Genomic DNA, 12,420 nt, shown 5'->3' with positions numbered 1-12,420 from the left:
CAGGCCATGCATCGGCACGGTTCGCGTTCCGATCCATGGCCTATGTGATGCGCGCAGCCTAACCTCGGTCAGTCCGCGATCTGCGATCCTGGATCAAGATGAGGGTGGCCGCCGGTTCTTTTCAAAAACCGGACAGGGAAAGGACCTCATTATGCCACCCACCAAAACGACATCTGCCGAACGCAGCCCCCGTTTCCACTTCCCCTCAGCCTATACCATTCTTTTCGCGCTGATCGTGATCATCGCAGGGCTGACGTGGGTGATCCCGGCCGGTCAGTATGAGCGCGCTGCGTCCGAGGCGCTTGGCAAGGATGTTCCGGTGGCGGGAACCTACGCGCCCACCGACGCCAATCCGCAAGGCTTTTTCGACGTCATACTCGCTCCCATCGCAGGCTTCTACGATCCGGGAAGCTATTCTGCCAATGCCATCGACGTGGCGCTGTTCGTTCTGATGATCGGCGGGTTCATCGGAGTGGTCACGGCAACTGGGGCCATCGATGCGGGCATCAAGCGCGCAATGGTGCGGCTCGAAGGGCGGGAAAAGTGGATGATCCCGATCCTCATGGCGCTCTTTGCGGCGGGCGGCTCGACCTATGGCATGGCCGAGGAAACTCTGGCCTTCTACGTCATCCTGACGCCGGTGATGATCGCGGCGGGCTATGACGCGCTGACCGCCGTGGCGGTGATCCTGTTGGGTGCCGGGGTGGGCGTACTCGGCTCGACCGTGAACGCCTTTTCGACCGTGATCGCGTCGGACGCCGCCGGAGTGCCCTTCACCGACGGGCTGACGCTGAGGCTGGTCCTGCTTGCGCTCACCTTCGCTGCGGCCGTCGCTTACGTCATGCGCTATGCCGCACGGGTCAAGGCCGACCCGTCCCAGTCGCTGGTCTTTGACAGAAAGGCCGAGAACGAGGCGCATTTCCGCAGCACGGCCGAGGCCGGACTCAGCGACTTTACCGGTCTGCACAAGATCGTCCTGCTACTTTTCGGCGCGACCTTCGCGGTGATGATCTGGGGAGTCTCGCTGGGCGGCTGGTGGATGGCCGAAATGAGTGGGCTGTTCCTGTTCGCCGGTATCGCCATAGGGATCATAGGACGGTTAGGAGAGAAAAGGCTTGTCGACGCCTTCGTCGGCGGAGCGCGCGACCTTTTGGGCGTGGCGCTGATCATCGGGCTGGCGCGTGGCATCGTCGTGATCATGGACGCGGGCCACATCACCGACACGATCCTTCACTGGGCAGAAGGCACCGTCGTGGGCCTCAATGAGGTCGTGTTCATCAACGTGATGTACTGGATTCAGGTCGTCCTCTCCTTCTTCGTGCCCTCCACCTCCGGCCTTGCCGTCCTGTCCATGCCGATCCTTGCCCCCGTCGGCGACTTTGCAGGGGTATCTCGCAGCCTCGTGGTGACAGCGTTCCAGTCGGCAGAAGGCGTGGTCAATCTGGTCACCCCCACCTCTGCGGTCGTCATGGGTGGCCTCGCCATCGGGCGTGTTCCTTACGAACGCTGGTTGCGCTTCGTCTGGCCGGTGCTTCTGGGTCTCACGATCATCGTCATGGCTGCCCTCAGCCTTGGCGTTCTATTGCAAGGAACACCGACATGAGCATCACCTACGGTGTCCATTCCGAGGCGGGCAAGCTGCGCCGTGTCCTCGTTCACAAGCCCGGCGCCGCGATGGCCCGGCTGACGCCCGCCAACTGCGCCGAACTGCTCTTCGATGATGTGATCTGGGTGAAGCAGGCGCGGATCGAGCACATGACCTTCGTCGATGCGATGCGCAATCGCGGCGTCGAGGTCGTGTTCCTGCGCCAATTGCTCATGGAAACGCTGAAAGACATGGACGCCCGCAAATGGCTGCTCGATGCGCGGATCAGCGACAACACCGTCGGCGTCGGCCTGGCCGATGACCTCATGGCCCACCTGATGGAGGTCGACGCCGATCTACTGTCGACCATCCTGATCGGCGGCATGAGCAGGGCCGAACTGCCGATCCCGGAAAAGGGTGTGCTGGCCCCCATGCTGGAGCCCGCGGATTTTATCCTGGCGCCGCTGCCCAACCACATCTTCACCCGCGATACGACATGCTGGATCTATGGCGGCGTTACACTCAACCCGATGCACTGGCCCGCGCGGCGGCTGGAGACGCTGAACCTCGCCGCCATCTATCGCTTTCATCCCAACTTCAAGGACGCGGGCTTTCCCGTCTGGTGGGGCGACCCGATGGCCGATCATGGCCCGGCGACGGTCGAAGGCGGGGATGTCATGCCCATCGGAAACGGCACCGTTCTGATCGGCATGGGGGAGCGCACGACACCACAGGCCGTCGGCCAGATTGCCCGTGGATTGTTTGCCGGTGGCGGTGCGACACGTGTCATTGCCTGTCAGTTTCCCCGTGCGCGCGGGTCCATGCACCTCGATACGGTCTTTACCTTCTGCGACCGCGATCTGGTCACGGTCTTTGCCGAGGTGACCGATGCCATCCGTTGCTACAGCCTGCGCCCCGGCAAGGGCGAGGACGTCGTCGTGGAGGCCGAAACGAAACCGTTTCTGGCGGTCGTGGCCGACGCCCTTGGCCTCAAGACCCTGCGCACCGTTCCAACCGGCGGCGATGCTTACGAATCCGCCCGCGAACAATGGGACGACGCCAACAACGTGGTCTGCCTCGAGCCCGGCGTTGTCGTCGGGTACGAACGCAACGTCTATTCAAACACCCTTCTGCGCAAGGCGGGTGTCGAGGTCATAACCATCCCCGGATCAGAGCTTGGGCGCGGGCGCGGTGGGTCACATTGCATGACCTGTCCGCTGATCCGCGACCCCATTTGAGGAACATCCAATGCCACAGAACCTGCATGGACGCAGTTTTATCAAGCTGCTCGATTTCACTCCGGAGGAGATCCGGCACCTGTTGCAACTCGCCGCCAGCCTGAAGATGGCGAAAGCAGGCGGATATGAACAGCAAATGCTTCAAGGCAAAAACATCGCCCTCATTTTCGAGAAGGACAGCACGCGCACCCGCAGCGGGTTCGAGGTGGCGGCGTACGATCAAGGCGCGCATGTCACTTATCTGGGACCATCCGGCAGCCATATCGGCCACAAGGAAACCATGAAGGACACCGCGCGGGTTCTGGGCCGGTTCTACGATGGCATCGAGTATCGCGGCTTCGGCCAAAAGGATGCCGAGGTGCTGGCGGAGTTCTCCGGCGTGCCGGTGTTCAACGGGCTGACGGACGATTTTCATCCTACACAGATCCTCGCCGACCTGATGACCATGCGCGAGTTCACGCACAAGCACCTGTCTGATATCGCCTTTTGCTTCATGGGAGATGCAGGCAACAACATGGGCTCAAGCCTGATGGTTGGCGCCGCCCTGATCGGCATGGATATCCGCCTGTGTGGTCCCCAAAGCTGCTGGCCCGACGATGACCTTGTCGCGCAATGTCGCACCATCGCCGAGACCACGGGTGCGCGGATCACCCTGACCGAGAAGCATGCCGAAGGATTGGAGGGGGCCGATTTCGTTTATACGGATGTCTGGGTCTCCATGGGCGAACCTGATGACGTCTGGGAAGAACGGATCGCTCTGCTGTCGCCTTACCGCGTGACAACCGAGGTCATGGAAAAGACGAAAAATCCCTACGCCAAGTTCCTCCATTGCCTGCCCGCATTCCACAACAGGGATACCGAAGTCGGCGAAGCGACGTTTCAAAAATTCGGGATCGATTCCATGGAAGTGACCGAAGAGGTGTTTCAAAGCGCAGCGTCAGTCGTTTTCGATCAGGCAGAAAACCGGATGCACACGATCAAGGCGGTCCTCGTCGCCACAATGGGGGCCTGACATGCGCATCGTTGTGGCCCTTGGCGGAAACGCATTGTTACGCAGAGGAGAGCCGCTGACCGCAGCCGTACAGCGTACGAACGTGAGGATCGCGGCACTTGCACTTGCAGATCTCGCGCGTGACCACGAAATCATCGTGGCCCATGGCAACGGACCACAGGTTGGTTTGCTGGCCCTCCAAGGTGCGTCCTATGATCCTCAAAAACCATGGCCGCTGGATGTACTGGGCGCTGAGACAGATGGCATGATTGGCTACCTGATCGAACAGGAATTGATGAACGCGCTCCCAAAGGGTTCGCACTGTGCAACTCTTCTCAGCCGTGTGGAGGTGGACCCGAAAGACCCTGCCTTTGGCACTCCCAGCAAGCCCATCGGTCCTGTCTATACCGATACAGAGGCTGCGCAGGCCGCCAGCGATCACGGCTGGCAGATGGTCCAGGAAGCAAACGGCGGCATGCGCCGCATTGTGCCGTCGCCAATGCCCCTTCGCATCATAGGTTTGGACGCCATAAAGGTTCTTTTGGACGCTAAGCATATAGTCATCTGCGCTGGCGGCGGAGGCATTCCGGTTATTCGAAATGCGAGCGGTGACATGGAGGGCGTCGAGGCGGTGATCGACAAGGACCGAACGTCAGCCCTTCTTGCCCTTGGCCTCGGCGCAGACGCGCTTTTGCTTCTGACTGACGTGCCAGCCGTCTACCGAGATTTTGGCGCTCCAAATCAGAGCGCTATCAGCACGACAACGCCGGCAAAACTTGGGAACCTTGACCTTCCGCCCGGATCGATGGGTCCAAAGGTCGCTGCTGCGGTGGCCTTCGCAACAGCCAGCGGCAAACTCGCCGGTATTGGACAGCTCACAGATGCCCGCGCCATCATAGAGGGTCGTGCCGGGACTCGGGTGCTAGCAGAGCAGCCCAAAGCTGGGCGACGCGCGACAGATGAAACTTCAGCACAACAACCATTCGTATCCGGCGTTCGAGGCAACGCGTGAAACTCACCCCCTTCAAAACAACCCTCGAGAACGGCGCGTCCGTTCTCGTAAGAGAAGTGACACCGGCAGATCGCCATCTGTTGGAGATTGGTTTCGCGCATTTGTCCGGTCGTGCGAGGTACTTCCGGTTTCTGGGGGCGCACAAGAACCTCACCGAGAAGGAACTGGACAGGTTTACAGCCACAAACGACCCGGACCACGTCGCGGTCGGCGCTTTGCTCATCGATGGACCAATACCAGAACCGATTGGCATCGCTCGATATTTACGGCTGCCCGATCAAAAGCATATTGCTGAGATTGCGGTCACCATTGCGGATAGTCATCAACATCAGGGGCTGGGCAGTCTTCTGCTTGGAGTGCTGGCGGAATTCGCGAAGCGAGGCGGAATCACCGAGTTCAATGCCCTGGTCCACAGCGAGAATACAGCAATGCTGGGGCTTCTGGACCAATTCGGCGGAGCCCAAACAGCACTTGGCGGTGAAGATATCGAGGTTACTTTTCCTGTATCTGCCATTTCTGTGCGTGTTCCCAAGTCAACGGCAGACAACCGCGAAACACTGGGTGGAGCCGCCCGGGCAATCATCAACCGGACGTCGGCTAAACTCCGCCGGTTTGTGAACTTCCATCCGGAACTACCGGAAATAATAGGTCCAGACCAACCTACATCAGTGTGGGAGAACGAGGGCGGCGCGATAGTCCCCAGTGTTCACCCGAACTTAGGTGAACGTGTAACCAGTCCGAGTGATCCAGAGACACGTGGGACAGACTGTTCCCATGTCCCCCGTCCCGCGTGTTTCTCGTTTCCGGACCGTCCACGAAAGGACAGTTCCATGACACCCGAAACCGACAAATCGGCCAACGTTGCTGACAAGATGAAAACCGTGAAGGCAGCATGGGACAAGGCGCCCTCCGGCCCGAAGAAGGACGCGGCGCTGAAGCACTATCAGGCTGCGGAAAAGGCCCATACGGCCAAGAACGACGCCGCGACGCACAAGGAACTGGACGCCGCGACTCACGCTCTCGCGTGATGTAACGACGTGTCTGCCCGGCCTTGCAAGCCGGGCAGATGCAGACGGGGAACCAATTCAGGGTTTCCCATTCAATTCTTCGAAGCCATTTGATGCGATGCCGATTCAACGTTTCGGGTGGCCGGTCATTCTGGCCGAGCCACTCGACTTTTATTTGGCTATTTGGTCATTTGGCGACTGTCGGGGGCAATCCGGGTCGCCGACCATCACTTCTCCGCCGCCACAGCCTGGGATCACAGCGTAATCTCGTCGAATGGGTCTGGCGGTGCGACAGCTTTCTTTTCCAGGGGCTAATCAGGGTTAATGCGGCCCTTGGAACGACAGGCGAAAAAGACTCAATCGCGGGGTTCGGAACATGGCACCACGTCATCTTCTGGAAAGGCTCGCTCCAAAAGGACAAGTTCCATGATCAAGATTGCTGGAATTCTCTCAGCCGCAACCGTTATCGCCCTGACAGGCTGCACCTACAATGATGGCACGGCCAACCAGCCGGCAACGGGCGCAGTCATTGGTGGCGTGACAGGGGCGGTCATCGGCAACGCCATTGGGGATGATAGGCGCTCCACGATCATCGGTGGCGCAATCGGCGCTGCGGTGGGCGGCGCCATCGGGGCCGATATGGCCCGACAGGAACGCGAGTTGAATCAACAACTGGCGGGCAGCGGCGCGGTCATCACCAATACCGGCAGCCAGCTGCGTGTCATCCTGCCCGAAGGCGTGACCTTCCCGACGGGGTCCGCCACTGTAGCCTCAAGTTTCCGGCCTGCCCTGCGCGAAGTCGCACGTTCACTGAATGCGCACCCGAACTCGACGGTCCGTGTTGTGGGTCATAGCGACAACGTCGGTTCTGCTGCCTATAACCAACAGCTGAGTCAAGATCGCGCTCTGGCCGTCGCCCGCATCCTGATTAGGGATGGCGTGTCCGCTTCGCGGATTACCTATTCCGGTCGCGGTTATAACGAACCGATCACGACGAACGCCACGGCTGTCGGCCGGGCGCAGAACCGTCGCGTCGAAATCGTGATCACGCCCACGCGCTGACCGGCATCAACGCGAAAGCAGGGCATCGCCGGCAGCATAAATCCTGGTCGCAACGGATTTGGCGACCACATACCTTCGGAAAGGAATACGCAATGGACAAGGATCGGGTGATCGGCTCCGCCAAGGTGGTCAAGGGCAAGGTCAAGGCTGCCGTCGGCAAGGCGGTCGGCGATGCCAAGCTCGAAGCGGAGGGCGAAGCCGAGAAAGTCGAGGGCAAGGTCCAGAACGCTGTCGGCGGCATCAAGGATACGATCCGTGACGCTTAGAGCCCCAGTGCTTCGGGCGTCCACTCATTCGCAGGCAATGGTCCCGGCAGCGCGGCCTCCTAGCGATCAGTGTTCCGTCTTGGACAAGAGTTCCACGTGCCAGCGAGGGCAGTTCCGATGAGCCGAAATCTTCTTCTCGTCTTGATTGGAGTCCTCGCGGTCTGCCTCATCGGCGCAGGCTATCTCTACTATCAGGAACGCCAAAGCGGCATCGACATCGAGATCAACGAGCATGGCGTGACCATCGAGGGAAACTGAAACGACCTCTTGCCGACAACACCACCATCGGAGCGTCTCGCATGACGAGCGCGCCCCAACATAGGAGAAAGCGCCATGTCACTCGGTACGATCCTGATCGTTCTTCTTATCATCTTTCTAGTCGGCGGATTCAGTGGGCGCTTCGGCGGCTATGGCTATGGCTTCGGTCATGCCGGGACCGGTGTGCTCGGCACGATCCTGATCATCGTGGTCATCCTGATGCTGCTGGGTCGCATCTGACGGCAGGCCAATGCGCAGCGAAGTCGGCGGAGAAGCGGCCCATTCTGATCCATGTAGGACGGATCGAACTGGGCGAACCTGACCAGTTGGTCATAGTCGTCGAACGCCACGAACCCGGCCCGAAACGTGATCATGCCTGCTTCGCGAAGCTGCCGCAGGACCCGATTGACGTGGACGGCGCTCAGCCCAAGCGAATCGGCCAGGTGGTATTGCGTCAGCGGACAGGAATAGCCGTCCTTGTTGCCCAGTCCGACCAAGGCAAGCCTTGCGCCAAGCTCCAGCAGGAAATGCGCCATGCGTTCGGCCGCATCGCGACGCCCCACATCCACCAGATGCTCGACCACCATCGCCTCGTCCCGGGACGCCGCCCACAAAACCGCGGTGGCCAGCCGGGGAGTTTGCGCAAATGCTTGCAAAAGGTCTGCAACGTGGATTTCCGTCACCTCGATATCCGACACCGGCTCGATGCTGTGATCCGAGACATGTAGAAGAACACTGCGCAGCCCCAGGAAGTCGCCGGGGATCTGGAAATCCACGATCTGCCGCTGACCATCCTCAAGAAGCTTGTAGGAACAGGCCCAGCCGGAGGCGAGGATATAAGCGGCCTGATCCGATTGCCCCTGATGGACAAGATCCCACCCGGCCACAAAGGTGCGGCGGCGCTTGTGCAAGGACGCAAGCACCAACAATTCAGGGTCCGACAGGGCGACGAATGCGCCGAGCTTTCGGACAAGCGGAGTGTTTTCGATCATTTGTTCCCATCCAGCGCCTGACACAGACGAATGCGCCGAGCTTTCGGACAAGCGGAGTGTTTTCGATCATTTGTTCCCATCCAGCGCCTGACACAATCTTAGCCAAAACAACCGCAGCGACGACTGATGTGGATCAGCGCAGCATAACAGATTCCTTGCCAGTCTGCTCTGCAAGCAGCGGGCGTCTTTCGGCGTCGCACACGCCGGAAAGGTCAAAACCCCATGACAGACGATCATATGTATTCAGGCATGGCAGCCCTCTCAGTTTGCGAGGCCCTGCTCCTCGCACTGAACGACGCCGGGATTTTGCCCGAGAAAGAGATCATGGGCGTTCTGACGGATGCCGCTGCCACCCATGAGAACGCCGTTGGTTCCGCGACCGATGTCGAAAGGCACCAGGCTGCGGCAGCATTGCTCCGACGGATCATTGCTGGGGGGAATTCTGTTCGCAGGGGGTGACTCTACGGATGGCGCGCCTGGTTCAGACCAAGATGGCGCACGCACCAAGTTCGGAGAGCAGGCTCCATTATCTACAAAAGGAGGAAAACCATGAAAGATCACGAAAAACCTGCCACTTCACCCAAGTCTCGGTCCCTGGAGGTCCCAGACGAAACCGGCGAACACAAGCTCAGGAAGGCCGTAGAAGACGAACCGCACACACCAGACGAAGGCACTCAAAAGATCGACCGACCCGGTTTTGATTTGAGTGGCTCATCTGACGACACACATGCCGGAACGGGTTTGGGTCTAGGTGCTGATGCGTCCGATACAGCCGGTGACAGACGGCTTCCGGGGCGCCGGCCTGACAACAAGCTGACAATCCCCCGCTGGGGTGGGCCCGAGCCAGATGGCAGGACCGAACCTGCCAGGAAACCGTCGGGCAGCAAAACGTAGGTCCCGATGAACGCCTTGCAGATCGGCACGCTTCTGATTGTGTTCGCCGGCGTGTTCGGAGCGGTAAATCACATCGTCTTCCGCCTGCCATCTGCTATCGGCATCCTGATCGTCGCCCTTGCCGCATCCTTCGGCGTCCTAGGCCTGGATGCGCTGCGCCCCGATCTCGGTGTCGCCATGGAAATGCGGCAGTTCGTGACCGAAGCCGAGTTCTCACGGACCCTGCTCGAAGGAATGCTCGGCCTTCTGCTGTTCGCTGGGGCCCTCCACGTCCGCCTCGAGGATCTGCAGGAACAGGCCTGGACAATAGCAGTCATGGCGACGCTCGGGGTGGCGCTCTCGGTCACAGTCGTCGGCTTTGGCTTCCATTGGGTCACCGGCATGCCGTTGCTGGCGGCACTTGTCTTTGGCGCACTGATCTCACCAACCGATCCGGTGGCCGTGCTCGGTGTCATGGCCGAAGCCAACCTGCCGAAGTCTCTGGAGGCCAAGATTATCGGGGAATCCCTGTTCAACGACGGGGTCGGCTACGTGGTATTCTTGGTACTGGTCGGTCTGGCTTTCCAGCCGGTCGGCAGGCATGCCGCTGCCGATACGCTCGGCATCATCATGTTCTTCCTGAAAGAGGTTGGCGGTGGTGCGCTGCTCGGCGGCGTCCTGGGATTCCTGACATACAGGGTCATGCGCCGGATCGACGATTATCCGCTGGAGATCCTGCTCTCGCTCGGGCTGGCCCTGGGGGGCTATCAGCTCGCAGTCGCACTGGGCCTCTCAGGTCCGATCATGGCCGTAGTTGCCGGGCTCTTCATGGGGGATATCGGCATCAAACATGCGATGTCAGAACAGACCCAAGCGTATCTGAGCGGATTCTGGACCGTTATCGACGAGATTCTCAATGCGGTTCTGTTCCTTCTTATCGGCGTCGAAGTCTTCGTCGTCACCCTGAACTTCGACACGATTTCCGCTGGAGTCGCTGCGATTGGCCTGTCTCTGGTTGGACGCCTTTTCGCCGTTGCGGTTCCGGTTGTCCTGATCCGGCCATTCCGAGAGTATTCGCGCGGGGTTGTGCCCATCATGACGTGGGGCGGGCTCAAGGGAGGCATCTCGGTTGCCCTCGCGCTCAGCCTGCCGGACAGCGACTGGAAGCCGCTGATCCTCACCGCGACCTTTATCGTCGTCGTGTTCTCGATAATCGTTCAAGGGCTCACGATCGCGCCTTTGGCCCGATTTCTGAGCCGAAAACCGGCGTCACGTCAGGCGTAGCCGCTCACGAACGGGCCGGTTGCGTCGCCCTGGTCACGTCTTCGAAATCCGAAGCAGCGCTTCCTACCCTGATCGTATCATGGAGTTGCATGATCTTCTCACGATCCGATGCGGGCGCGCTGCGGCTGCATCTCTCCATGACATCAAGCAGTCGTCCGACAAGGTCGGCGTCTCTGATCCCGTACCGGGCAATCGCCGCAAACGCCGAACAGACTAATTCCGCTAATGCCACCGGATCAAAAACAACCCGCAGCTTCATGTTTTGATCCAGGATCCGACCCGAGGGGAAATGCCGACCCGCCAAGGTCCCAAAAACCTCACCCAGGCGGTCCAGGCAATAAAATGCGGTTGTCGGGTCGTTGACACCCGGCGACAAGGCACGTTGTGCGATTTCCACAATCCGCCTGAGCGAGAACTCGATATCGTGGTCGGGCGTGCGCTCGGGGCCAAACGAGAACGCATCGGACAGGTCGTCGGCAACGGCATCCGAGACCCGGCCATAGGGGAAGGCGACGACAAGGGAACCCGCTCCAGGTACAAAATTGCCGATCCGACCCTCGATCCGGACAACAAGATCGTGGTCTCTGGCGACCTGCACAAGCCGGTCCAGATCAATCGACTGAATGTAGCCGCCGCCCGACGCGACCACGGAGCGGCTGTCTGAGTCAAAGTCGGGTGGCAAAGCCTCCTCGAGCGATTTCTCCGGAAATGATGCGGATGGCGTGCGGCCGTTCTCCGGGAAGACCCGCGCAACGGTCTTGCGGGCCTCGACCGCGAGTTTCGCCAGAATGGTCTCGATGCGGATCGAGGTCGCGATGTGGTGGATGAAGTAGATGAGCGTCGCGAGGCTTGCGACGGCCAAGATCATACCGAAGCTCACGGCGATCACCGGCACGAAGTAGGAGTCGCCGCTTCCCCGAACGGACGCAAGGACCAACAGGCAATAGACGAAGGTGGACAGGAATGTGCCCAGCACGATCTGATTGCCTCGGTCGCGCATGAAATTGCGCAGCATTCGGGGGCCAAACTGCGAAGATGCCAATTGCAGGGTCAGCATCGTCATCGAGAATGTGACGCCGGCGACCGTGATCATTGATCCAGCAATAGCCGACAGGATCGCCCGCGCGCTTTCTGGCCCGAAGGCATAAGTCCATTCGTCAATCCATCCGAGCCATGCGGCCTCAAGAGCATCCAGCATGACCAACAAGATAGCCGTTGCCATGGCCGAGATTGCCATGACCGACGGCAGAAACCAGAAACTGCTGTGCAGTCGGTCCCATGTCCTTGATATGAATTTGAAATGGCCGCGCATCGTTCTCCGCACCCCGGCCGGGACACTGTCATGAGCTCATTTCATCTTTTCTCGCGAACGACATGATCGCGTCGATCAGACGATCCTTGTGGCGTCACACGCACTCCGACTACTCGCCTTTTTCGTCGGATTTAGTGACGCGGGTCTTGCCGGCGGGGCGTTCGTTTGCCCGCTTCAACTCATCCTGTGTGCCGATGTCACGCGGCAAACGTCCACCGGAACGCCCGGCTTGAGAGATGGTGCCTTTGGCACCAAGGCCGTGGTCGGCAGTGTCGGGTTTCGGGGTTTTCCCTTTAGTCATCGCTTTGCCTCCAATTGTTCCGCTACAAAAGATATCCGCACTCAGCGAAGGCCGAAAAAGCCGAGGATGAACAACACAATGACCACGAGGCCGACGATGGGCGTTGTTGCAAAAGTCTGTCGGCGAAGGATTCACTTCGTGAATCCATGCCGTTAGACGCGTTGTATGAACAAGCCATCACCCGCCCGCTATCGCACCACGAACTGGTCCAGCTACAACGCATCGTTGCGCGCGCGGGG

General features: G+C 59.9%; 15 protein-coding genes and 1 pseudogene. 13 read left to right on the top strand and 3 right to left on the bottom strand.

All coding sequences use genetic code 11. The annotated features are described in order from the left end of the window. Nucleotides 1-151: 151 nt before the first annotated feature. From RXV88_RS16355 to RXV88_RS16315, 9 genes are all read left to right on the top strand, one after another. Nucleotides 152-1,603 (top strand): YfcC family protein, encoded by a 1,452-nt coding sequence (locus RXV88_RS16355; RefSeq protein WP_316294563.1) that lies wholly within the window; start codon nucleotides 152-154, stop codon nucleotides 1,601-1,603. Beyond that, nucleotides 1,600-2,823: an arginine deiminase gene (locus RXV88_RS16350; RefSeq protein ID WP_316294562.1), complete on the top strand. Its 1,224-nt coding sequence runs from the start codon at nucleotides 1,600-1,602 to the stop codon at nucleotides 2,821-2,823. The genes RXV88_RS16355 and RXV88_RS16350 overlap by 4 nt, the downstream gene beginning before the upstream one ends. Nucleotides 2,824-2,833: 10 nt before the next feature. After that, nucleotides 2,834-3,835 carry an ornithine carbamoyltransferase gene (gene argF, locus RXV88_RS16345; protein WP_316294561.1) on the top strand — a complete coding sequence of 334 codons (1,002 nt, stop codon included), beginning with the start codon at nucleotides 2,834-2,836 and terminating at the stop codon, nucleotides 3,833-3,835. A 1-nt stretch (nucleotide 3,836) separates the two neighbouring features. Next, nucleotides 3,837-4,826: a carbamate kinase gene (locus RXV88_RS16340; RefSeq protein ID WP_316294560.1), complete on the top strand. Its 990-nt coding sequence runs from the start codon at nucleotides 3,837-3,839 to the stop codon at nucleotides 4,824-4,826. Next, entirely contained in the window at nucleotides 4,823-5,854 is a 1,032-nt protein-coding gene (locus RXV88_RS16335; RefSeq protein WP_316294559.1) for a GNAT family N-acetyltransferase, read from the top strand. Before RXV88_RS16340 ends, RXV88_RS16335 begins: the two co-directional genes overlap by 4 nt. A 405-nt stretch (nucleotides 5,855-6,259) precedes the next feature. Beyond that, nucleotides 6,260-6,895: an OmpA family protein gene (locus RXV88_RS16330; RefSeq protein ID WP_316294558.1), complete on the top strand. Its 636-nt coding sequence runs from the start codon at nucleotides 6,260-6,262 to the stop codon at nucleotides 6,893-6,895. Nucleotides 6,896-6,987: 92 nt separating this feature from the next. Next, on the top strand, nucleotides 6,988-7,161 hold the full coding sequence (locus RXV88_RS16325; RefSeq protein WP_316294557.1) for a CsbD family protein: 174 nt from the start codon (nucleotides 6,988-6,990) through the stop codon (nucleotides 7,159-7,161). Between the two features lie 117 nt (nucleotides 7,162-7,278). Then, complete coding sequence (locus RXV88_RS16320; RefSeq protein ID WP_316294556.1) at nucleotides 7,279-7,419, top strand: hypothetical protein; 141 nt, start codon at nucleotides 7,279-7,281, stop codon at nucleotides 7,417-7,419. A gap of 75 nt (nucleotides 7,420-7,494) precedes the next feature. After that, nucleotides 7,495-7,659 (top strand): DUF3309 family protein, encoded by a 165-nt coding sequence (locus RXV88_RS16315; RefSeq protein WP_316294555.1) that lies wholly within the window; start codon nucleotides 7,495-7,497, stop codon nucleotides 7,657-7,659. Here RXV88_RS16315 and RXV88_RS16310 read toward each other — a convergent pair. After that, on the bottom strand, nucleotides 7,587-8,411 hold the full coding sequence (locus RXV88_RS16310) for a Crp/Fnr family transcriptional regulator (protein ID WP_316294617.1): 825 nt from the start codon (nucleotides 8,409-8,411) through the stop codon (nucleotides 7,587-7,589). The genes RXV88_RS16315 and RXV88_RS16310 overlap by 73 nt on opposite strands. 222 nt (nucleotides 8,412-8,633) lie before the next feature. On the opposite strand from RXV88_RS16310, the gene RXV88_RS16305 reads away from it, so the two are divergent. Both RXV88_RS16305 and RXV88_RS16300 read left to right on the top strand, forming a co-directional pair. Then, entirely contained in the window at nucleotides 8,634-8,870 is a 237-nt protein-coding gene (locus RXV88_RS16305; RefSeq protein WP_316294554.1) for a hypothetical protein, read from the top strand. Nucleotides 8,871-9,311: 441 nt separating this feature from the next. After that, nucleotides 9,312-10,568, top strand: coding sequence for a sodium:proton antiporter (locus RXV88_RS16300; RefSeq protein ID WP_316294553.1), 1,257 nt, complete (start codon nucleotides 9,312-9,314; stop codon nucleotides 10,566-10,568). 4 nt (nucleotides 10,569-10,572) lie between these two features. On the opposite strand, the gene RXV88_RS16295 is transcribed toward RXV88_RS16300, so the two are convergent. Next, nucleotides 10,573-11,790, bottom strand: coding sequence for a DUF2254 domain-containing protein (locus RXV88_RS16295; protein ID WP_316294616.1), 1,218 nt, complete (start codon nucleotides 11,788-11,790; stop codon nucleotides 10,573-10,575). Here RXV88_RS16295 and RXV88_RS16290 point away from each other — a divergent pair. Further along, nucleotides 11,765-11,914 carry a hypothetical protein gene (locus RXV88_RS16290; RefSeq protein ID WP_316294619.1) on the top strand — a complete coding sequence of 50 codons (150 nt, stop codon included), beginning with the start codon at nucleotides 11,765-11,767 and terminating at the stop codon, nucleotides 11,912-11,914. The two genes, RXV88_RS16295 and RXV88_RS16290, sit on opposite strands and share 26 nt — an antisense overlap. Before the next feature lie 75 nt (nucleotides 11,915-11,989). On the opposite strand, the gene RXV88_RS16285 is transcribed toward RXV88_RS16290, so the two are convergent. Continuing rightward, a complete protein-coding gene (locus tag RXV88_RS16285) occupies nucleotides 11,990-12,181 on the bottom strand; it encodes a hypothetical protein (protein ID WP_316294552.1) in 192 nt (63 codons plus the stop codon). Between the two features lie 14 nt (nucleotides 12,182-12,195). On the opposite strand from RXV88_RS16285, the pseudogene RXV88_RS16280 reads away from it, so the two are divergent. Continuing rightward, nucleotides 12,196-12,420: pseudogene (locus RXV88_RS16280) on the top strand (hypothetical protein); the annotation flags it as partial.

Source organism: Aestuariicoccus sp. MJ-SS9 (genome assembly GCF_032586235.1).
Taxonomy (GTDB): Bacteria; Pseudomonadota; Alphaproteobacteria; order Rhodobacterales; family Rhodobacteraceae; genus Aestuariicoccus.
This window is presented reverse-complemented; position numbering and strand designations above follow the sequence as displayed.

What these genes read in the sequence shown, in the direction of transcription:
- RXV88_RS16290 (WP_316294619.1), top strand. Translation starts at nt 11,765, where the DNA reads ATGACCAACAAGATAGCCGTTGCCATGGCCGAGATTGCCATGACCGAC.
- RXV88_RS16325 (WP_316294557.1), top strand. Translation starts at nt 6,988, where the DNA reads ATGGACAAGGATCGGGTGATCGGCTCCGCCAAGGTGGTCAAGGGCAAG.
- RXV88_RS16350 (WP_316294562.1), top strand. Translation starts at nt 1,600, where the DNA reads ATGAGCATCACCTACGGTGTCCATTCCGAGGCGGGCAAGCTGCGCCGT.
- RXV88_RS16340 (WP_316294560.1), top strand. Translation starts at nt 3,837, where the DNA reads ATGCGCATCGTTGTGGCCCTTGGCGGAAACGCATTGTTACGCAGAGGA.
- RXV88_RS16330 (WP_316294558.1), top strand. Translation starts at nt 6,260, where the DNA reads ATGATCAAGATTGCTGGAATTCTCTCAGCCGCAACCGTTATCGCCCTG.
- RXV88_RS16285 (WP_316294552.1), bottom strand. Translation starts at nt 12,181, where the DNA reads ATGACTAAAGGGAAAACCCCGAAACCCGACACTGCCGACCACGGCCTT.
- RXV88_RS16355 (WP_316294563.1), top strand. Translation starts at nt 152, where the DNA reads ATGCCACCCACCAAAACGACATCTGCCGAACGCAGCCCCCGTTTCCAC.
- argF (WP_316294561.1), top strand. Translation starts at nt 2,834, where the DNA reads ATGCCACAGAACCTGCATGGACGCAGTTTTATCAAGCTGCTCGATTTC.
- RXV88_RS16315 (WP_316294555.1), top strand. Translation starts at nt 7,495, where the DNA reads ATGTCACTCGGTACGATCCTGATCGTTCTTCTTATCATCTTTCTAGTC.
- RXV88_RS16295 (WP_316294616.1), bottom strand. Translation starts at nt 11,790, where the DNA reads ATGGCAACGGCTATCTTGTTGGTCATGCTGGATGCTCTTGAGGCCGCA.
- RXV88_RS16310 (WP_316294617.1), bottom strand. Translation starts at nt 8,411, where the DNA reads ATGATCGAAAACACTCCGCTTGTCCGAAAGCTCGGCGCATTCGTCGCC.
- RXV88_RS16300 (WP_316294553.1), top strand. Translation starts at nt 9,312, where the DNA reads ATGAACGCCTTGCAGATCGGCACGCTTCTGATTGTGTTCGCCGGCGTG.
- RXV88_RS16320 (WP_316294556.1), top strand. Translation starts at nt 7,279, where the DNA reads ATGAGCCGAAATCTTCTTCTCGTCTTGATTGGAGTCCTCGCGGTCTGC.
- RXV88_RS16305 (WP_316294554.1), top strand. Translation starts at nt 8,634, where the DNA reads ATGACAGACGATCATATGTATTCAGGCATGGCAGCCCTCTCAGTTTGC.